This window comes from Vibrio sp. SCP2 (assembly GCF_059295395.1).
Genome location: NZ_JCAFVV010000007.1, coordinates 24,768 through 44,837, shown reverse-complemented (window position 1 = coordinate 44,837; position 20,070 = coordinate 24,768). Strand labels below are relative to the sequence as shown.

The following is a 20,070-nucleotide window of genomic DNA, read 5'->3' as shown; positions in this document are numbered from 1 at the left end:
CGAGATAAATAGGTGATCCGCGATGTTCACTAGCAAGAATGACTAGATGTTTATTCTGGTTAGTATGATATGGAAAAATAGAAAGATGCACATTACACCCACCATTACACAATTCTGTCATCAGACTTGGCAGCTAGAAGCCAGCATTCAACTGACCAAGTTAACCGAAGAACATTTCTATGTAGTAACCGATACCACGCCTTTTCACCCTGTAAGCCATATTTGGCCAGATCATCCAGCAGATAAAGGCACACTGAATGGCTACATAGTGCAAGATTGCCAAGTCGGTGCCGTCGATACTGGAAGCGGTGAACTCTATGTTGGACAGGCGATTCCGGTTAAACGTGATGAAGCTGGATGGGTGTTTGTCACCGTGCATTGTTTATCAGCAGATTGTTCTGATTTAACTCTAGGGCAGAGCGTGAGCCTATCTGTCGATAAAGAGTACCAACTGTCACTCAGTCGAGGTCATAGTGCAGGTCACTTATCTTATCTTGCATTAAATAAGGTTCTGACCGAACAAGGCTATTGGCGCAAAGATGCTGATCGCAAAGACCCTCACGGAAACTATGATTTTAACAGTTATGCTCAAGTGACCAGCTTTGTTACCCCAGATAAGTGCTTAGATACCTATCGTTTAGGAAAAACGCTACGTAAACGAGGTTTAAATAGCGCTGATGTGCTTTCAAATTTAAACCAAATCGAGCAGCAAGTTAACGAGCAATTGATCAACTGGCTTGAGCTCAATTCTGACATCAAGGTTGAGTGTGATGGTGAGGCTTTAACCGATTCTCGATACTGGCAATGTGACTTGAAAGAATCCGCAATGGCAGTCATTCCGTGCGGTGGCACCCATGCTAGTTCATTGGCAGAATATCTCGCTATTGAGGTGAGTTTACTTCATGTTGATGAGCAAAATATTGAAATGCACACCAATGTAAAACCGGCTTAATGGAATCTGATCTTTTTATTAAATGCTAAAAACTAGATTTAAAATTGTATTTCTGAAGTTTTATGCTTTCTAAAATCCAAATGCAGCATATGTAACTTATGCTTTCGGTGTGTGGTTATATAAATGTTCTTTTTAGGGCAGATCGCTGATCACTTTGGATTTTGCCGACGATCAGACTTGGATCTTTTATCATCTTAACGGTTTTGGTGGTAAAGATTAATTGCTCGTGATTATTAATGAGCTAGAGATCGGCTAAAAAGCTCAAACTTTATGCTAGTGTTCGAGGTGAAAAACTAAAACAAATAAAGTAGTCGCCTTATGAGTCACCTTGAACTTCTCACAGCTCACAGAGAAGTAAATAAGCTGCTCGCAAAATTAGCCTTGGGAATGGGAAAAGAAGAGCTCAATCGAAGAGTTGTCGATCTTTCTGAAAGCTGGTTTGGCGAGCGCAGAGCATCCATTCTTCGTTTAGAACCAAACACTGCGAAATTATATTTAGAGTATGCCCCTAGTTTGCCAAAGTTGTATAACGACGCAATAGAAGGGGTTGAAATAGGGGCTAATGTTGGCTCTTGTGGTGCAGCCGCATATCTAAAGCAGACAGTGGTCGTCGAGGATATCAACCTTCACCCTAATTGGGCACCATTTCTCTCACTAACCACTCAAGCTAATTTGAGAGCGTGCTGGTCGGTGCCTATCTTATCAAGCGAAGATACTGCAATGGGGACATTTGCAATCTATAGCTCAACGCCATCTGCTCCCGCGGCTCATGAGCTCGAAGTTCTTGAAATGTTGGCCTCATTGTATGCTGTTGCTTGGGAAAAATATCAGCTTGAAGAGCAGCTTTATTATCATGCACGGTATGATTCGCTAACCAAGTGCTTAAATAGATCTGCATTGCTAGACCAAGTCGCTGATTGCTTAAACACCGATCTTCAGTATGTCTCTTGCTTCTTCGCCGACATAGACCAGTTTAAGTTGATTAATGATCGTTTTGGTCATGAAGTCGGTGACAAAGTACTGTCTACCGTTGGAGCGCTGCTTAACCAAACCTTTAAAGGTTGTAGTCTAAAAGGTCGCTATGGAGGAGACGAGTTTGTTGTGTTTTCCTTCTCGAATAGTAGAGAAGTGTTCACAGAGCTCGAAGAAATGTTTAATCAACAGCTGAAGAATGCCTTCCCAATAGAAGGCTTAACGATCAAAGTGAGTGTGGGTAAGGCCGTATGCGAAGTGAGCCGAGTGACATCACTACAAAGCTTAATAAAGCTTGCTGATCAGCAGATGTATAAGGTTAAACACCAGCGCAGGTATGATAAAGATCAAGGCAAACTCACCGCAGAACATTAAAGTTAGCGTAAATGATGAAAGATTATTGAGTGTCGTTTATGAACGAGAATATTTGCCCTGTGTGCGAAGACGAACTCGAGTGGACAGGTAAATACCACTGTTCTGCTTGCGATGAAAACTATATCAAGGTGGGGTTCTGTCCTGATTGCGAAGCCGAGTTAGAAAAGCTCCAAGCATGTGGTGCGGCGAACTACTTTTGCAATAACTGCAATGAACTGAAATCTAAATCTCGCGTTCGATTCGAGTTTCAACCAAGCTAGTTCTCTAGTTCTCTAGTTCTCTAGTTCTCTAGTTCTCTAGTTCTCTAGTTTTCTAGTTCACGATTGAGCGGACTTCGCCATCAGAAAGACGGGTGACCAAAGTGTCACCTGTTTTTATTTGCGAGGATTGAGTCACCACTTTACCTTGTTCGGTCTGAGTGATCGAATAACCGCGTTTGAGTGTGGCTAGTGGGCTTACAGTCTCAAGCTTTTCCGCTGCCATTGCTAGTTGGTGGCGAGTATTGAGCAGTTTTCGATCCATCGCATCCAATAGCTTTTGCTCCAGTCTTTGTAATGAAGCATTTTGCTCGGCTAGTCGTTTGATTGGAGAATTGAGCTGAATTTTGTGCTGCTGACGTTCAATCTTCTGATTGCGCAGAGAGATAAATTGCCCCATAGCACGGTGCAATCTAGCCTCAAGCTCGTCTAACTGTTGGCTTTGACGCTGCAGTTGATAATTAGGATGGTGGCGCTCGATGCGATGAAGTAAAGAAGTGGTCGTTCTTTTTTGCTCAGCCAAGTAGTAGCGCATTGAGCTAATCAGTTTGTGCTGGCGAGTGGTGAGCGCTTGCTCTTTGTGGCTGTTATCTCGACTAACTAATTCGGCTGCGGCTGATGGAGTAGGAGCACGCATATCCGCAACAAAGTCGGCAATCGTCACATCGACTTCATGGCCGACTGCGCTGATGATCGGGATTTGGCTCGCGGCAATGGTGCGCGCCAGTATTTCATTGTTAAAACACCACAAGTCTTCCAGTGAGCCACCACCACGTCCAACAATTAAAACGTCACACTCATTGCGGCTATTTGCACAGCCAATGGCTTGTGCTATTTGGATAGCGGCTTCTTCTCCCTGAACCATGGTTGGATAAACAACCACAGGAAGGGAAGGATCACGACGCTTAAGTACATCGAGGATATCGAACAGAGCCGCGCCCGTTTTTGACGTGACAACTCCGACGCGCTTAGGGTGCTCTGGTAACGGCTGTTTACTGGTTTGAGCGAATAAACCTTCCCCCGCCAGTTTCATCTTCAGCTCTTCAAATTGCTGTTGAAGTCTGCCATCACCTTCGGGCTGCATACTTTCAATGATCAACTGATAGTCACCGCGAGGCTCATAAAGAGATAAACGTGCTTTGACTAAGACTTGATTGCCGTTTTGCGGTTTGAAAGTAACGCGACGATTGTTACCACGGAACATGGCACATTTAACTTGGGCGCGAGAGTCTTTTAGAGTGAGGTACCAGTGCCCAGAAACAGGCGCAGAGAAATTAGAGATTTCTCCCACTAACCAAACAATGCCCATTTCATTTTCTAGTAACAGACGGACTTCAGCATTAAGACGAGAAACGGTGAAGATGTTTTGATTGGTCAGAGAAGACACAGCTAATCCCGTGGACGTGGGTATGGAAATTAGCGGCAATATAATACATAGCAAGGGGGTAAATGCAAGAAAAAAATTAAAAAATTTGTGGTCAAGCGATTGCGTTAGCCGTATAATCCGTCCGCAATATCTAATCCAAATGCAGCCAAGCATCTCCGCTTACTGCTCTCATTATGCGAAACGATGAGATTGGATTGTTCTTTTTACTCCTCTAATTGTGAGATATTGCAAATGCTAAGAATTGCCAAAGAAGCGCTGACATTCGATGACGTACTACTTGTGCCAGCACACTCCACTGTTCTCCCAAACACAGCTGATCTTCGCACTCAGCTAACTAAGAACATCACCCTAAACATCCCAATGATTTCGGCGTCTATGGACACCGTTACTGAAGCGCGCCTAGCAATAGCACTAGCGCAAGAGGGTGGCATTGGCTTTATCCACAAGAACATGTCGATTGAGCAGCAAGCAGAAATGGTTCATCAGGTTAAGATTTACGAAGCAGGTGTGGTTTCTCACCCTGTGACAGTTAGCCCAGATGCATCAATTGCTGATGTGGTTGCTCTTACTGAAAAGCATGGTTTTGCAGGTTTCCCTGTAGTGACGGATAACAACGAATTGGTTGGTATCATCACTGGTCGTGACGTTCGTTTCGTAACGGACCTTTCTAAGAAAGTAGAAGTTGTGATGACGCCTAAAGAGCGTCTAGCGGCTGTTAAAGAAGGTGCAACTCGTGAAGAAGTACAAGAGAAAATGCACGAAGCGCGCGTAGAGAAAGTACTGGTTGTGAACGATGAGTTCCAATTAACCGGTATGATCACCGCAAAAGACTTCCATAAAGCAGAGCGTAAACCAAACGCATGTAAAGACGAGCAAGGTCGCCTACGTGTAGGTGCAGCCGTTGGTGCGGGCGCGGGTAACGAAGAGCGCGTAAAAGCTCTAGTTGAAGCAGGCGTTGACGTTCTACTTATCGACTCTTCACACGGTCACTCTGAAGGTGTTCTAAACCGTATTCGCGAAACTCGCGCGGCATACCCAGATCTAGACATCATTGGCGGCAACGTAGCAACAGGTGCAGGTGCGAAGGCTCTGATTGAAGCTGGCGTAAGCGCAGTGAAAGTGGGTATCGGCCCTGGTTCTATCTGTACAACTCGTATCGTTACTGGTGTTGGTGTACCTCAAGTTACTGCTATTGCAGACGCAGCAGAAGTGGCTGGCGAGTATGGCATTCCTGTTATTGCTGACGGCGGTATTCGTTTCTCAGGTGATATCTGTAAAGCAATCGTTGCTGGCGCATCTTGTGTGATGGTTGGTTCAATGTTTGCGGGTACTGAAGAAGCTCCGGGTGAAGTGATTCTATACAACGGTCGTTCATACAAAGCTTACCGTGGTATGGGTTCACTAGGCGCTATGTCTCAAGGCTCTTCTGACCGTTACTTCCAGTCAGATAACGCAGCAGACAAGCTAGTACCAGAAGGTATCGAAGGTCGTATCGCATACAAAGGCCGCCTAAAAGAGATCGTTCACCAACAGATGGGTGGTCTACGTTCAAGCATGGGTCTTACAGGCAGTGCAACGGTTGAAGATATGCGTACTAAAGCTGAATTTGTACGTATTTCAGGCGCTGGCATGAAAGAGTCTCATGTACACGACGTTCAGATCACGAAGGAAGCACCAAACTACCGTCTAGGTTAATTTTTACTGGTTATTTCGTTCGATAGCTGCATCGAAAGTGCTCATTTATACTTATAGACTGCGCGCTTTCTCTTGGCTCTCAAACGAAATACCGTCGTAAAAACAAAACCTATATATTTAACGGAAACGTTTGCTTTTTTTCCTTGAAGCATTAATAAGAGGCGAGTAAACTCGCCTCCGTTTTAATAACCTAGCTTATAAGACTGCTCAAAATGACTAAAAATATCCATGACCAACGTATTCTGATCTTGGACTTCGGTTCTCAGTACACTCAACTTGTCGCGCGCCGCGTACGTGAAATCGGCGTTTACTGTGAACTTTGGAGCTGGGATGTAGAAGAAGCGGATATTCGTGAATTCAACCCAGATGGCATCATCCTATCTGGTGGCCCTGAAAGTGTTACCGAGGACAACTCTCCTCGCGCTCCTCAATATGTATTTGACTCAGGTGTTCCTGTGCTTGGTGTATGTTACGGCATGCAGACAATGGCAGAGCAGCTAGGTGGTAAAGTTTCAACTTCTGATGAGCGTGAATTCGGTTACGCTGCAGTACAAGTTTCTGGCGAATCATCAATCTTTAAAGATCTTGAAGCTTCTCAAGATGTATGGATGAGCCACGGCGACAAAGTGGTCGAGATCCCTGAAGGTTTCGTGAAAGTCGGTGAGACAGACACCTGTCCTTACGCTGCGATGGCGAACGAAGAGAAAAAATACTTTGGCGTTCAGTTCCACCCAGAAGTAACGCACACTAAAAATGGCTTACAAATGCTAGAGAACTTTGTTCTTGGCGTATGTGGCTGTGAGCGTCTTTGGACTTCAGAATCAATCATCGAAGATGCTGTTGCTCGTATTAAAGAGCAAGTGGGTGATGACGAAGTTATCCTAGGCCTTTCTGGTGGTGTTGATTCATCGGTTGTTGCGATGCTGGTTCACCGCGCAATTGGTGACAAGCTAACATGTGTATTCGTTGATAACGGTCTGCTTCGTCTTAACGAAGGCCAACAAGTAATGGATATGTTTGGCGACAAGTTCGGCCTAAACATCATTAAAGTTGACGCGGAAGATCGCTTCCTTAAAGCACTTGAAGGCAAATCTGATCCAGAAGAGAAGCGTAAGACTATCGGTCACGTATTCGTAGACGTATTTGATGAAGAGTCGAAGAAGCTGAAAAATGCGAAATGGCTAGCTCAAGGTACTATCTACCCAGATGTTATCGAATCAGCGGCATCTAAGACAGGCAAAGCACACGTAATCAAATCTCACCATAACGTTGGCGGTCTGCCAGACGATATGGAGATGGGTCTTGTTGAGCCACTACGTGAGCTGTTTAAAGATGAAGTACGTAAGATTGGTCTAGAGCTAGGTCTGCCTTACAACATGCTTTACCGCCACCCATTCCCAGGTCCTGGTCTAGGTGTTCGTGTTCTTGGTGAAATCAAGAAAGAGTACTGTGATTTGCTACGCCGTGCTGACGCTATCTTCATTGAAGAGCTGCACGCTGCTGACCTATACAACAAAGTATCTCAAGCGTTCACGGTATTCCTACCAGTACGCTCTGTAGGTGTAATGGGCGATGGCCGTAAGTACGACTGGGTTGTTTCTCTACGTGCTGTAGAAACTATCGATTTCATGACTGCGCATTGGGCACACCTACCGTACGATTTCCTAGGTAAGGTATCTAACCGCATTATCAACGAAGTTGACGGCATTTCACGAGTTGTTTACGACATCTCTGGTAAGCCACCAGCGACAATCGAATGGGAATAACCCCTGTTTGAATAGATAAGCTAAGCCAGTCATCAGACTGGCTTTTTTTATTTTGAAAGATTTAAAGTATGGCTTTTGTTATTTTACCGAATGATCACACTATTTAGGTGGGCGGTTTTAGTATTTTCGGTTTTTGAACCCACTAGACACTTTTTACTAAACCTATAGTTTCAAATTCCGTTGCAACTTAAGAGTCACTCGCAAGTTGACCTTGCCACATCACACTAGCCGTGAAGTTAGTGCTCGAGTTTTCTAGTCTTTTCATCAGAAATACACATAAGGACTTGTCTGATGAAGAAAACAAGCTATCTTGCTGCAATGGCCATGCTATCTGCGGCACCTACCTCTTGGGCGACGATGAATATCCAACCCGATCCTCAAAACCCTACTGGCTATGTCGTTTCACGTGCTGATATCCAAGCAGCAGAGAGTCAAAAGACGGCGGATCCAATGTACCAAATCTGGTCTCAAGCGCTGCGTACTGCACCCAACTCGGTTGTTGAAGCGATTGATTCTGGGTTAGCAACCAACCCAGATAACGTAAAAAGGGCTGAACGTGTCTTTCCACGAGCGGAATGGGATTTTCTGACCCACATGGCCGCGCCGGAATACACCTACACGCGTTTCTTGCGCGCAATTGGTAAGTTCCCGGCATTTTGTGCAGAGTACACGGATGGACGTGATTCTGATGCCATCTGTAAACGTTCGATCGTGACCGCTTTTGCCCACTTTGCGCAAGAAACAGGTGGCCACATCGCTAAAGATAATACCTCTGATAACCCGTTAGCGTTGGAAGAGTGGCAACAAGCCCTAGTACATGTGCGTGAAATGGGCTGGTCTGAAGGTCAGGAAGGCTACACAACCGGGTGTGGTCAAAACGATTGGCAAAACAAAAAATGGCCGTGTGCTACAGGGCAGGGCTATTTTGGCCGCGGGGCTAAACAGCTTTCTTATCATTTCAACTATGGTGCATTCTCTGAAGTCATGTTTGACGGTGACGCGTCAGTATTGCTTAACAATCCTGGCTTAGTTGCCGACTCTTGGTTAAACCTAGCTTCTGCGATTTGGTTCTTTTTGACACCACAAGCACCTAAGCCAGCTATGCTGCATGTCATTGATAAAACATGGACGCCTTCTCAGCGCGAAATTGACGCTGGTATTGGTTACGGTTTTGGTACCACTATCAACATTATTAACGGTGGCATCGAGTGTGGTGAGCAAAACAGAGACAAAGGTCAGCCAGTTAACCGTATTCGCTATTGGGAAGGTTTGTCGGCGCACTATAAGATTCCTATTGAAGCCGATGAAAAGAACACTTGCTGGCAGCAAACGCCTTACGGCAGCCTGAATCTTAATGGCGCAACGGATGTGCTTTACACCAACTGGGATGGTAACTGGAAATACTATGCAGATAGACCGGGTGGCTACTCGTTTGAGTGTGAACTGGTGGGCTTCCAGACTGCGTATTCAGCATTGGTTCCGGGTGACTACGAGAAGTGTGTAACCAACCTCTACGGCTCACACGCTAGCTGGCCTGAAGTCCGAGTTGTCGACAAGTTAGACCCCGTCGATCCTAATCCAGACAATGGAACAGGTTGGAGTGCGACTAAGGTATATAACACGGGCGATCAAGTGACATTCAATGGGGCAACTTATAAAGCGAAATGGTGGACGCAAGGTGATGATCCAAGCTTAGGTGGCCCATGGGAGCTAGTGGCTGGTACACCAGAGCCGACGCCTGATCCTACTCCAGACCCAACCCCAACGCCTGATCCGCAGCCGACACCAACTCCAGACCCAGAACCAACACCGGATCCAAATACGTTTATTCAGTGGCAACCGGGTGTTTCTCAGGTCGCGAATGGCGATAAAGTGACCTACAACGGCAAGTGCTTTATTGCTAAAAATGGTCCAGGAACGTGGGATACACCAACTCAAGCAAACTGGTTCTGGGACGAAATTTCTTGCCAGTAAGTCTTTAAAACAAGCTAAATCGATTGAATAGGCCCTGAATTTATTTCAGGGCCTATTTTTTATTGCTCGATGTTGTACGGATTTCACGTGTTTTACATCCCTTATCGGCTCAAATACGGTCAAAGTTCTAACTTAATGATTTGCGCAACCTTAGATTGCGATTCCGAACACTATCTTTTTTATTGAACGTCACTAAAATTTGCGCGTAAATTTTATTAACTTTTTTTAAAGGTGCGCAAAATGTCAACAAAACTGGCAAACCCGGCTCCACTGGGCCTAATGGGTTTCGGTATGACAACCATCCTGCTAAACATCCACAATGCAGGTTTTTTCCCTATTGATTCAATGATCCTAGCAATGGGTATTTTCTATGGTGGTCTGAGCCAAGTTTTTGTCGGCATGATGTGTTTCAAGCGTGGTGATACTTTTGGTACTACGGCGTTTACTTCTTACGGCCTGTTCTGGCTAACACTGGTTGGAATTCTGGTTATGCCTTACATGGGGCTACCTGCAAGCCCAGCAAGCTTTATGGGTTGGTACCTAGCGCTTTGGGGTATTTTCACAGGCTTTATGTTTATTGGCTCACTGTGCTACCCAGTAGCAAAGCAAGTGGTATTTGGCTCACTAACAATCCTATTCTTCTTACTGGCAGCGCGTGATTTCACTGGAAGTCAGCTTATCGGCACTATTGCTGGTTTTGAAGGTATCTTCTGTGGCGCGAGTGCGATTTACTTCGCTATGGCACAAGTACTAAACAACGAATACGGTCGCACTATTCTGCCAATTGGTGAGAAGAAGCCGGTCCAAGACATGCCGCTAGAACAGGTAGCTGCATAATTAAAAAGAATTTGGTTGATGGTGTGCCTGAAGCAACATTGACTGAACCTAAGTTATCTAACTTAGTAAATTTTTGGGAACGATAAGATGAAAGGGGTTAGCCATTGGCTAACCCCTTTTTTTACCACTGCATTTTCTTATTTTTTATAGCGTGTCGCTATTAGGTTGAAGGTTGTTCAACCGGTTTAGACTCAGTTTCAGCCGAAGGCTCTTTGCCTGTCTTACGGCGGTACTTGTCTTCCCAGTAGTCAGCACCTTTGATGCCTAGTTTTACTGGGTTGAACGTGTACTCTGTAACACCTTGTTTTTGTTGCTCTTCATAATCATTCAGAGCTTTCAAAGCAGGCTTAGACATGAAGAAGATGATTAGGATACCAACGATGTTTAGCCACGCCATTAGACCTACACCTACGTCACCCATTGCCCATGCAAGGTTTGCTGTCTTAACTGTACCGTAGAACACGACTGCGATTAGCGCCACTTTTAGTAGGAACATCAGGCCATTAACTTTGATGTGGCGACGGATGTAAGCCACGTTAGTTTCTGCGATGTAGTAGTAAGCAAGAATCGTAGTAAACGCGAAGAAGAACAGTGCGATTGCGATGAATGGCTTACCAATGCCTGGTAGTGCACTTTCAATCGCCATCTGAGTGAATACAGGGCCGTTTGCAGCAATATCAGCAGCAACGTTCTGTACTAGGAAGCCTTCAGCGCCATGAACGTTGTATGCACCAGTGATGATGATCATAAATGCAGTTGCAGAACATACTAGTAGTGTATCGATGTAGATAGAGAACGACTGTACTAGACCTTGTTGTGCAGGGTGGTCAACGCTCGCTGCTGCCGCTGCGTGAGGACCCGTACCTTGGCCTGCTTCGTTTGAGTAAACACCACGTTTAACACCCCAACCGATAGCAGCACCAACACCCGCCATAGGTGTGAATGCATCGCCAATGATCATAGAGAATACGCGTGGTACTTCACCGATGTTGAGAAGGATGATGATGAACGCCGTCACGATGTACGCAAGCGCCATGAAAGGAACAACAATCTGCGTGAAGTTAGCGATACGTTTAACGCCACCGAAGATGATAAACGCTAGGATGACTGAAATCAGTGTACCCGTGAAGATCTTCGCAAAGCTGAATGTACCGATAGCTGTTTCAATCATTTCACCAGAACCGAATGCTGCTTCAACCGCATTACCGATACTGTTTGACTGAACGCCTGGTAGTAGGAAACCACAAGCAAAGATAGTCGCGATTGCGAAGATCCATGCGTACCAAGTTTGACCCATTGCTTTTTCAATGTAGTAAGCCGGACCACCACGGAATTGACCTTCGTCTTCTTCCTTGTAGATCTGTGCCAGTGTTGACTCTGCGTATGCTGTTGCTGCGCCAAAGAAGGCAACAACCCACATCCAGAATACTGCGCCAGGACCACCAAAACCGATAGCCGCCGCAACACCTGCAATATTACCTGTACCCACACGACCAGATAGCGAAACCGCTAAAGCTTGGAATGATGAGATACCCTTAGTAGAACTTTTCCCTGAAAGAAGTAAGCGCCACATTTCGCTAAAGTGACGAACTTGAACAAATCGAGTCATGATCGAATAGAACAAACCAGCGCCAAGGCAAAGGTAAATCAATACCGGGCTCCAGATAATTCCATTCAGAAAATCAACTAATGACTGCATAAGTATTTTCCCTGTTTTGTTTTGTTTTGTAGTGGTTGTTTTCTGAACAGGATATTACCCTTTCTGTAATGTAATTGTTAATTTATTTATTTGTTAGTGTTAATTAGCGTGACCCAAAACACAAAGTGCTAAAAAATTGTTAAATAGTAGCGATTGATTACTTACTGGGCTTCAATTGGAACGCTATATGGTCGAATGGGGAGGTTTGGTGGTGGTTTATACGTACGACAAATAACCCAGATACGTTGCTATATATTTTGTTAATAGAACGTAAATGAGTTAATTGTGTTGATATGAAAAGTGCGTTTTAGCTTAGCTTTTAGGCATACCTCTCCATGCTGAGTTCTGAAAGAGGCTTCTGACCGTTTGATGCCATCAACTCGGCTAAGATATCAGCTGAACCACACGCCATCGTCCAGCCCAATGTTCCATGCCCTGTGTTGGTGAACAAATTACTGAACTTTGTTTGGCCTATGATTGGCGTTCCGTCCGGTGTCATGGGGCGAAAGCCTGTCCAGTACTCAGCCTGAGAGAAATCAACACCTTGTGGGAACAAGTTACTGACAACGTGGTTCAGTGTTGCGAGGCGCTTGTCGGGTAAAGCAGGATCAAACCCTGCCAACTCTGCAGTACCCGCGACACGGATCCTTTGGTCAAAGCGGGTGAGTGCCACCTTATAGGTTTCATCCATAATGGTGGACGAAGGAGCTTGCTGCTCGTTAGTGACTGGCAGGGTCAATGAGTACCCCTTAACCGGATAAACCGGAATATCGATACCGATCGGGTTAAGTAGAGCTTTCGAGTAACTGCCTAATGCGACCACAAAGTGATCGGCACTTAACGTCCCTAGAGAGGTTTTAACACCCACCACCTTAGTGCCTTCCGTCAGCAGAGCCTCAACATCGGTGTTAAACATAAACTCAACCCCAGCTTGCTCTGCCATCTTATGCAGCTGTTGGCAAAACAGATAGCAATCTCCGGTTTCGTCATCAGGCAGGTAAAGCCCGCCAACCAACTCACCTTGCATGTTAGCCAGCCCAGGTTCTTGATTGAGGCATTGCTTGGCATCGAGTAATTTGAATTGGGTGCCACTCTCTTCGAGCAGCGCCATATCTTTTTCTACGGCTTTAAGCTGGGCAGAAGTGCGGAATATTTGCAGCGTGCCTTGAGTACGTCCTTGGTAATCGAGCTCAAACTGTTGGTTTAATGCGGCTAAACACTCACGGCTACGATTGGCGATGGTAAGCATGCGAGATTTGTTGACGCGGTACTTATCCAATTGGCAATTGCCGAGCATTTGGCTCGCCCAATGGAGCAAATCAGGGTTGAGGGAGGGCTTAATTTTCAGCGGGGCATGTTGTTCAAACAGCCACTTAATGGCTTTGGTAGGAATGCCGGGCGCTGCCCAAGGTGAAGAGTAACCATATGAGATTTGACCTGCATTGGCAAAGCTGGTTTCTTCTCCCGCTTTAGCTTGTCTGTCTATCACAGTGACATCGAATCCAGCTTGATGTAAGTACCAAGCACTGGTTAATCCGATGACCCCACTCCCTAAAACAATAACCTTCACGAACGCTACTCACAGTTTGAAATTTTGCTAAGGATGAAGAATTTACATCTGCTTAACAATCGATAAGAATTGATATTAGGTTTTAGTTTTTCTAAAGGCTTAATATGAAATCGACCTTGCTGCACGGGGTGAACTTAATCTGCATTGTTGCTCGCCATCAGAGCCTAACAAGCGCTGCTAAAGAGCTGAACCTGACGCTCGGAGCTGTCAGCCAACAACTTCAGCAAATTGAACAACGGTTAGGGTTTAGTGTATTTGAACGTCATGCTCGTGGAATCCGTTTAACAGAGCAGGGCGCGAAATTGGTTGATGCGACTAGCCATCATCTGGCTTCGATTGAAGAAAATGTCTTTCAGCTGACGCAGGTTTCAGAGCGTAAGCAGATCCGCCTCAAACTAACGCCTTCTTTTGCTTTTAAATGGCTGGTGCCAAGACTAGAAAACTTCCACAAACAGTATCCAGACATTCAAATTCATACCTTTGCAGAAGGGGCGCTCGTTGACAGTGACAAGCGCAACTTCGATATTGCGATTGATTACGGGCCGCTCCCTTACAAGCACTCAGATGCCGAGCTGCTGATGGAGGAGTCACTGATCCCGGTCATGAGCCGTGACTACTTGCGCTCACATCCGCAGCTAACGGAGGGAAACACCGAGTGGCAACAAGTGACACTATTACATGATGTGATGCCTTGGCATGGTGCGCCGAAAGATTATGAATGGCTCTATTGGGCGTCTCAGCAGCAGCTAGATTTTGAAACCAATCGCGGCCATTTTTTTAATCGTACTGACATGGCGATGTCAGCAGCAGAGGCCGGAGTAGGGATAGCGCTAGCAAGGGTTGCGCTATTAGGTGATGAGATTGAACAGGGGAAGCTGGTTGCACCTTTTGCTGCCATCGAAGCCAATGCGGGTTATTTTGTTCTTACTCATATCGATGATCCCTACACTCGATTGTTCAAACAATGGTTGAGAGATCAGGTCAACTAAATTTCTTACGTAAAGTCAGTCATTAAGCTTAAGTATTATTAATTAAATTATAAATAACAATGGCGCGACCATATGCACCCACTACACTTAGTAATGTGTCTATGTTGGCTTCTGCCGAGATAGATAATGTTAGGGGCAGCGCATATGGAATCTCACCAAGGCAAATGCAGCTATCAAAATCCTGATGGCTGGTGCTGCGATCAACCGTGTGGGGAGTCAGGCTTGTGTTACTGGCATGACCCAAAAGTCGATAAAAGCAAAGATGATATAAAAGACCAGGTTGAAGAATGGGCCGCAGCGGGTAAACCTTTAGACGGATTTCAGTTGGCAAAAACAAACCTCGAAGACATAGATTTAGTAAACCGAGGCTGTAAAGAAGGTTATCTATGTCGAAATGTTGATTTTTATCGAGCAAACTTAACCGATGCTCACTTTTTTGGCTTAGATTTACGTGGTTCATCTTTGATGAAAGCCAAGCTTATTGGCGCGAATTTACATTGTGCCAAGTTAGACAATTGCAACTTACTTGGGGCTGAACTCTCGCGGGCCAAGTTAGAAAATATCGAATGGGGTGGTTGTTTAAAGCAAGAACTTGAAGCGAAGAAAGCGTTAAAACAGCGAGATCGTAAGAAATCCGTCATGCTGTGTCAGGAAGCCGAAGAGGTGTGCCGTAACATTCGCAAGCAGTGTGAGAAGCAGGGGCTATTTGAAATGGCTGGTGACTTCTTTAAGCGCGAAATGCGATATCGGCGCTATCAAATGCCATTGTTCAGTTTGAAAAGAATGATTTCCAAGTTGGTGGACGTCTTTTGTGGATATGGTGAAGATCCTGTGCGAGTCGTCGGCTTTTCTATCTTCTTGATACTGGTTTGTGCGTTGGCTTATTTCTTGTTAGACACGACCGGAGCACATCCTATTTATGAAGGGGTCACGGGGTGGAAGTTTTACGCTTTAGAGTTTTTCAATTCGCTCTATTTCAGCGTCGTGACCTTTACCACTTTAGGCTATGGAGATATATCGCCCGTCGGGGTCGCGAGGTTTATCGCTGCCTGTGAAGCCTTCTTAGGCAGCTTTACCATGGCGTTGTTTGTGGTGGTGTTTGTTAAGAAGATGACTCGTTAAACCAACTACTTTGCTTTGTAGTCACTATCTAGCCAGTCAGAGAGGATTATTTGGTCGTCTTTGTACTGGTTAGAAAAGTGCTCAATTAAAGCGGCAAGGTGCTCGCCTGTGTCGCACATGGTGTCAGCAACTAAATCTTCAGAGACGGTAATCGCGCCGCCTAGAGGAGTAGCGTTTGTCGCTATCTGCACAGGGACAATGAACTTCGACATACTTTCAAGATGGCACTCTTTCAGCCGCCTAGCTTGCTGGTGGATATTGGCTTTTGACTCTTCAGTATAGCCTTGGTGAACAAGGTCAATGGCGACTGGGAACACCAAGCCGCGATAAAGAATAACTACCTCGATACCCAAATTAGAATCTGCTTGCGACAAACCCAAAACAATATCACCCGCCAAATGGGGCAGTTGATTGAATTGCTGTTTAAGTAGGTTAATTTTTGTCTGCCAGTCTGAAGTGGAGTGTGAAAGCTGCGCGCAGATATCAGAGTTTTTAGATTGGACAAAATCGAGAATGGAAGCGGAATATTGGGCGTGTAAAGTCATCTTGGTTTATGGGTAAATAAGCGAAAAGCAGAGGCTAACCAAGATAGGAGAGCGAGGCTAGCGAGTTAGCTAAATTGTTTGAACTTAGTGTCGCGGAAAACAAAAAGGGTTACCCGAGGGTAACCCTTTATGCAGAAATTTTTGCTGATTAAGCAGCGTTTGCAAACTCGGCTAAGAAGCACTCTTTGCGCGCGTTAAAACGCTCGACAAGATCGTCAACCGCATCTTGGTCATAAGGTTTCAAGCCGCTTGCCACCATGCGCTTAATGCCTTTGCCAACCACTTCGCTATCTTCTTTAAAGCTAAAGTTTAGTGTGACAACACCACGCTTGCCATCTACGTCAAAGGTCGCGCCCGCAAACTCAACTTCAGGGTGAGTCAGATCAAGACGATCAAACTCCACTTCCATGCTTTCGTAAATCACGAGTGGACGTTGGCAGTTAATCATCATTTGCGCTTCTTCCATGAGCGGGACCATGATGTGAGGGAAGTTCATGCCAGAGAACTGAACATAGCTAGTAACAACATGTTCGATAAATGCAGCATTACGGCTAACTTCACCTTCGCGCGACATGTGCAGGTATTCTTTCGCGTTCTCATCGACCAACGCGCTTTCTTTCTCACACTTATTCTCAATTGATAGCGAAATTCCATCGTTAACCATGCCAGAGAAGTCAAAGCGCATTTTTTGGCTAATGCCTTCTTTGCTTAGCAATACCGCAAATAGCAGATCGCCAGGTACGCAGAAGCGTTTGTTGTCTTCATCATGGATAGGGTTAAAGTCACCCGCGACCTTCTTAGCAAAGTGGCTTGCTTGTTGGCGAGTGAACTGGAACTGATTGTTATCTTGTGAAAAATACGGTGTCAGAAACATACTTTTATTCATGTGGCTATAACTGCCGCGCAGTATACATGAAGCTATGCAATTAAATGGTCTATCCAGATGATATTGACCAAAGCTTAACCTTTGTAGCGAAAGTGACATTGAAAATAATGTGCCTATGAATGTGAATGAATCCACATATTTGCGTAATTAATGAACAAGTTAGTGATGATTGCTGATATGACAATACACATAATTCACGTTACTCACGCAAGGAAGGCAAATGAAAGACGAAACGCTCTCAATCCATTTTGGTTACGAAACTGACCCAACAACAAAATCTGTTGCCACACCTATCTATCAAACGGTCGCTTATGAGTTTGATAATGCTCAGCATGGCGCCGATCTATTTAACCTAGAAGTCCCGGGCAATATTTATACGCGCATAATGAACCCAACCAATGATGTGTTGGAAAAACGCATGGCAGCTTTAGAAGGCGGGATCGCTGGTCTTGTTGTGAGTGCGGGTAGCGCGGCAATTAACTACGCAATCCTGACTTTGGCTCAAGCAGGTGACAATATTGTTTCGACACCTCAGCTTTACGGTGGCACTTATACGCTGTTCGCTCACATGCTGCCAAGTCAGGGCATCAATGTTAAATTTGCCAAAGATGATAAGCCAGAGAGCCTTGCCGAGCTGATCGATGAAAACACCAAGGCTGTGTATTGTGAAAGTATCGGTAACCCAGCAGGTAACATCATTGATTTAGAGCGAGTAGCAGAGCTTGCTCATTCTCAGGGTGTACCAGTCATTGTCGATAATACCGTTGCTACGCCAGCGCTTTGTAAGCCAATCGAGTTTGGTGCTGATATTGTCGTACACTCACTGACTAAGTATGTTGGTGGTCATGGTACGACGCTTGGTGGAATCATTATCGACTCCGGTAAGTTCCCATGGGCACAGCACAAAGATCGCTTCCCTGTATTTAATCAGCCTGAGCCTTCATATCATGGTGTTGTTTACTCAGAAGCTTTTGGTGAAGCGGCCTTTATTGGTCGTGCGCGCACCGTGCCATTGCGTAATACAGGGGCTGCCTTGTCACCGATGAATGCTTTCATGCTAATGCAAGGGCTAGAAACATTATCTCTGCGCATGGAGCGCCACACTGAGAACGCAATGAAAGTGGCCGAGTACTTACAGCAGCACGAGAAAGTGAGCTGGGTGAGCTACGCAGGTCTGCCTAGTTCAGAGTTTTTCCCACTTGCAGAAAAATACATGAAAGGTAAACCTTCAGCGATTTTATCTTTTGGTCTTAAAGATGGTTACGATGCCGGTGTGCGTTTCTATGATGCACTGCAGATCTTTAAGCGTTTGGTCAACATTGGCGATGCTAAGTCGCTCGCTTGCCACCCGGCCTCAACCACGCATCGTCAGTTAAGTGAAGCCGAGCAGAAACAAGCTGGCGTCTCACCAGAGATGATCCGCCTATCTGTAGGTATTGAGCATATCGACGATATTCTTGCTGATTTGGAGCAGGCGCTTAACGCTTAAATGCGAGAGGCGGGAACGGACTGCGTCCTATGGAACGCTCCGCTTCTGGAAAACTAGATAGGTTTTCGCCTTGAAGGAATACATTGTCATTCCATAGAGTGACGAAGGAGCGAGTAGGGAATCTCATAAGGTCTTCTACTCGTTTCAAGAGGTCCCCAACTCGTTCGTGCCTCACTCTTGAGGATGACAAGGTAAATTTTTGAAACTAAAGTTGGCTTCACAACCACTGTGGAGCAACTTTAGTTATCCAGTTATCCAGTTATCCAGTTATCCAGTTATCCTAACCACCCTAACCTGCAATATCCGGTTGTTTTGTACCTTCAAAACCTCAAACTGCCATTCTTGATACTCAATCACTTCGCCCACTTCAGGGACTCGGCCGATTAACCAGGTCAGAAAGCCATTCAGGGTTTGGAATCCTTCGCACTCTTCCCCTTCGAATGTGCTGATGTCTAAACGTCGTTTTAGCTCATTGAGTGGGATCAGTGCATCCATCCACCAGCTACCATCTTGATGTTGCCTTGCCCATGTGTGTTGGGGCGCTAACCCGAGTTCTCCTGCGACTGACTCAAGAATGTCGTAGTGGGTGACTAGTCCTTGAATGTCTCCATATTCATCGACGATAAACGCCATCTCACAGTTGTTTTGCTGCATTTGATTGAGCAAAGGCAAGCCTTTCATTGACTCGGGGAAGTATCGCGGCTTTCTAACTAAGCGAGCGATCTTTTCAATCGAAAGCGACTCATATTGGTCGAGCAGAACCTTAGAGGAAATCGTCCCGATTATATTGTCTAAGCCGCCATGACAAACCGGCCAAACCGAGTGCTGAGTCTGACGAATCTGCTTTAAACAAGACTCAATGGGCTGCTCGATATCGAGATAATCCATATCGCAACGCGGCGTCATCAAAGAAGTCACTAGTCGGTCATTCAAGTGCAGAATATTACGGATCATCTCTTGTTCTTGTGGCTCAATTGCACCGGACTCGGAGCCTTCATTGACCACAGCAAAAATATCTTCTTCGGTGACTTGGTCATTATCGCCGCCGTTTTGACGAAATAGCTTGAGTAACGCATCGGTAGAGGTACTCAGCAGAACCACAAAAGGTGTGGTGATAATGGCTAGCCAATGGATCGGGTAGGCGACAATAACCGCAATCTTCTCTGCATTTCGCTGAGCAAAACGTTTTGGCACCAACTCACCGACCACAATCGCAAAATAAGTGATTAATACCACGACACTGGCGGTTGCGACGATAGAAGCCAATTCAGCATCAAGCCCTTGCTGCGTGAGCCACAAAGAAAAAGGTGCTGAAAGGGTCGCTTCACCAAAAATACCACTCAAAATACCAATAGCCGTGATACCAATTTGAATGGTTGATAAAAAGCGGGTTGGGTTGTTCTTTAGCTCAAGAGCGAGCTGTGCGGAAGGTTGAGTCTGAGCTAGGCTTTTTAAACGACTCGATTTAGCGGCAACAAGCGCCAGTTCTGACATGGCAAATAAGCCATTAAGGGTGATAAGCCCCACCAGTATGAATATGTCCATTGAGAGTTCC

At 45.5% G+C, this 20,070-nt stretch carries 16 protein-coding genes; 10 read left to right on the top strand and 6 right to left on the bottom strand.

All coding sequences use genetic code 11. The features are described from left to right. Positions 1-85: 85 nt before the first annotated feature. From AC5O63_RS17320 to AC5O63_RS17310, 3 genes are all read left to right on the top strand, one after another. Positions 86-952 (top strand): alanyl-tRNA editing protein, encoded by an 867-nt coding sequence (locus AC5O63_RS17320; protein ID WP_494505730.1) that lies wholly within the window; start codon positions 86-88, stop codon positions 950-952. 318 nt (positions 953-1,270) lie between these two features. After that, positions 1,271-2,299 carry a sensor domain-containing diguanylate cyclase gene (locus tag AC5O63_RS17315; protein ID WP_494505729.1) on the top strand — a complete coding sequence of 343 codons (1,029 nt, stop codon included), beginning with the start codon at positions 1,271-1,273 and terminating at the stop codon, positions 2,297-2,299. A gap of 38 nt (positions 2,300-2,337) precedes the next feature. Next, complete coding sequence (locus tag AC5O63_RS17310; protein ID WP_494505728.1) at positions 2,338-2,559, top strand: zinc ribbon domain-containing protein; 222 nt, start codon at positions 2,338-2,340, stop codon at positions 2,557-2,559. 52 nt (positions 2,560-2,611) lie between these two features. Here AC5O63_RS17310 and xseA read toward each other — a convergent pair whose 3' ends face one another. Then, a complete protein-coding gene (gene xseA, locus AC5O63_RS17305; RefSeq protein ID WP_004746283.1) occupies positions 2,612-3,943 on the bottom strand; it encodes an exodeoxyribonuclease VII large subunit in 1,332 nt (443 codons plus the stop codon). A 231-nt stretch (positions 3,944-4,174) separates the two neighbouring features. On the opposite strand from xseA, the gene guaB reads away from it, so the two are divergent. The 4 genes from guaB to AC5O63_RS17285 all read left to right on the top strand — a co-directional run bounded on the left by guaB (position 4,175) and on the right by AC5O63_RS17285 (position 10,215). Beyond that, positions 4,175-5,638, top strand: a complete 1,464-nt coding sequence (guaB, locus tag AC5O63_RS17300) for an IMP dehydrogenase (protein WP_004746284.1) — start codon at positions 4,175-4,177, stop codon at positions 5,636-5,638. A 212-nt stretch (positions 5,639-5,850) separates the two neighbouring features. Then, positions 5,851-7,404, top strand: a complete 1,554-nt coding sequence (gene guaA / locus AC5O63_RS17295; RefSeq protein WP_494505727.1) for a glutamine-hydrolyzing GMP synthase — start codon at positions 5,851-5,853, stop codon at positions 7,402-7,404. A 291-nt stretch (positions 7,405-7,695) separates the two neighbouring features. Continuing rightward, a complete protein-coding gene (locus AC5O63_RS17290) occupies positions 7,696-9,378 on the top strand; it encodes a glycoside hydrolase family 19 protein (protein WP_494505726.1) in 1,683 nt (560 codons plus the stop codon). Positions 9,379-9,618: 240 nt separating this feature from the next. Next, positions 9,619-10,215: an acetate uptake transporter gene (locus tag AC5O63_RS17285; protein WP_494505725.1), complete on the top strand. Its 597-nt coding sequence runs from the start codon at positions 9,619-9,621 to the stop codon at positions 10,213-10,215. A 160-nt stretch (positions 10,216-10,375) separates the two neighbouring features. Here AC5O63_RS17285 and AC5O63_RS17280 read toward each other — a convergent pair whose 3' ends face one another. Beyond that, positions 10,376-11,914 carry an alanine/glycine:cation symporter family protein gene (locus AC5O63_RS17280; RefSeq protein WP_004744423.1) on the bottom strand — a complete coding sequence of 513 codons (1,539 nt, stop codon included), beginning with the start codon at positions 11,912-11,914 and terminating at the stop codon, positions 10,376-10,378. Positions 11,915-12,233: 319 nt separating this feature from the next. Continuing rightward, positions 12,234-13,484, bottom strand: coding sequence for a D-amino acid dehydrogenase (locus AC5O63_RS17275; RefSeq protein WP_494505724.1), 1,251 nt, complete (start codon positions 13,482-13,484; stop codon positions 12,234-12,236). 104 nt (positions 13,485-13,588) lie between these two features. Between AC5O63_RS17275 and AC5O63_RS17270 the strand changes: the two genes are divergently transcribed. Together AC5O63_RS17270 and AC5O63_RS17265 are read left to right on the top strand one after the other, a co-directional pair. Further along, on the top strand, positions 13,589-14,473 hold the full coding sequence (locus AC5O63_RS17270) for a LysR substrate-binding domain-containing protein (RefSeq protein WP_494505723.1): 885 nt from the start codon (positions 13,589-13,591) through the stop codon (positions 14,471-14,473). Positions 14,474-14,617: 144 nt separating this feature from the next. Then, positions 14,618-15,595 (top strand): ion channel, encoded by a 978-nt coding sequence (locus tag AC5O63_RS17265; protein ID WP_494505722.1) that lies wholly within the window; start codon positions 14,618-14,620, stop codon positions 15,593-15,595. Between the two features lie 5 nt (positions 15,596-15,600). Here AC5O63_RS17265 and AC5O63_RS17260 read toward each other — a convergent pair whose 3' ends face one another. Next, positions 15,601-16,140, bottom strand: coding sequence for a hypothetical protein (locus AC5O63_RS17260; RefSeq protein WP_494505721.1), 540 nt, complete (start codon positions 16,138-16,140; stop codon positions 15,601-15,603). A 148-nt stretch (positions 16,141-16,288) separates the two neighbouring features. Further along, positions 16,289-17,014 carry a DUF3581 domain-containing protein gene (locus tag AC5O63_RS17255; protein WP_494505720.1) on the bottom strand — a complete coding sequence of 242 codons (726 nt, stop codon included), beginning with the start codon at positions 17,012-17,014 and terminating at the stop codon, positions 16,289-16,291. A gap of 232 nt (positions 17,015-17,246) precedes the next feature. Here AC5O63_RS17255 and AC5O63_RS17250 point away from each other — a divergent pair, with 232 nt between their 5' ends. Further along, the gene (locus AC5O63_RS17250) at positions 17,247-18,515 is read left to right on the top strand and encodes an O-acetylhomoserine aminocarboxypropyltransferase/cysteine synthase family protein (RefSeq protein WP_494505719.1); all 1,269 of its coding nucleotides are present in this window, start codon (positions 17,247-17,249) and stop codon (positions 18,513-18,515) included. 267 nt (positions 18,516-18,782) lie between these two features. On the opposite strand, the gene AC5O63_RS17245 is transcribed toward AC5O63_RS17250, so the two are convergent. Then, positions 18,783-20,060, bottom strand: a complete 1,278-nt coding sequence (locus tag AC5O63_RS17245) for a hemolysin family protein (RefSeq protein WP_494505718.1) — start codon at positions 20,058-20,060, stop codon at positions 18,783-18,785. Positions 20,061-20,070: the final 10 nt, after the last annotated feature.

Excerpts from the sequence above, each read along its gene's own strand:
- AC5O63_RS17320 (WP_494505730.1), top strand. The coding sequence starts at position 86 with ATGCACATTACACCCACCATTACACAATTCTGTCATCAGACTTGGCAG.
- AC5O63_RS17315 (WP_494505729.1), top strand. The coding sequence starts at position 1,271 with ATGAGTCACCTTGAACTTCTCACAGCTCACAGAGAAGTAAATAAGCTG.
- AC5O63_RS17310 (WP_494505728.1), top strand. The coding sequence starts at position 2,338 with ATGAACGAGAATATTTGCCCTGTGTGCGAAGACGAACTCGAGTGGACA.
- guaB (WP_004746284.1), top strand. The coding sequence starts at position 4,175 with ATGCTAAGAATTGCCAAAGAAGCGCTGACATTCGATGACGTACTACTT.
- guaA (WP_494505727.1), top strand. The coding sequence starts at position 5,851 with ATGACTAAAAATATCCATGACCAACGTATTCTGATCTTGGACTTCGGT.
- AC5O63_RS17290 (WP_494505726.1), top strand. The coding sequence starts at position 7,696 with ATGAAGAAAACAAGCTATCTTGCTGCAATGGCCATGCTATCTGCGGCA.
- AC5O63_RS17285 (WP_494505725.1), top strand. The coding sequence starts at position 9,619 with ATGTCAACAAAACTGGCAAACCCGGCTCCACTGGGCCTAATGGGTTTC.
- AC5O63_RS17280 (WP_004744423.1), bottom strand. The coding sequence starts at position 11,914 with ATGCAGTCATTAGTTGATTTTCTGAATGGAATTATCTGGAGCCCGGTA.
- AC5O63_RS17270 (WP_494505723.1), top strand. The coding sequence starts at position 13,589 with ATGAAATCGACCTTGCTGCACGGGGTGAACTTAATCTGCATTGTTGCT.
- AC5O63_RS17265 (WP_494505722.1), top strand. The coding sequence starts at position 14,618 with ATGGAATCTCACCAAGGCAAATGCAGCTATCAAAATCCTGATGGCTGG.
- AC5O63_RS17260 (WP_494505721.1), bottom strand. The coding sequence starts at position 16,140 with ATGACTTTACACGCCCAATATTCCGCTTCCATTCTCGATTTTGTCCAA.
- AC5O63_RS17255 (WP_494505720.1), bottom strand. The coding sequence starts at position 17,014 with ATGTTTCTGACACCGTATTTTTCACAAGATAACAATCAGTTCCAGTTC.
- AC5O63_RS17250 (WP_494505719.1), top strand. The coding sequence starts at position 17,247 with ATGAAAGACGAAACGCTCTCAATCCATTTTGGTTACGAAACTGACCCA.
- AC5O63_RS17245 (WP_494505718.1), bottom strand. The coding sequence starts at position 20,060 with ATGGACATATTCATACTGGTGGGGCTTATCACCCTTAATGGCTTATTT.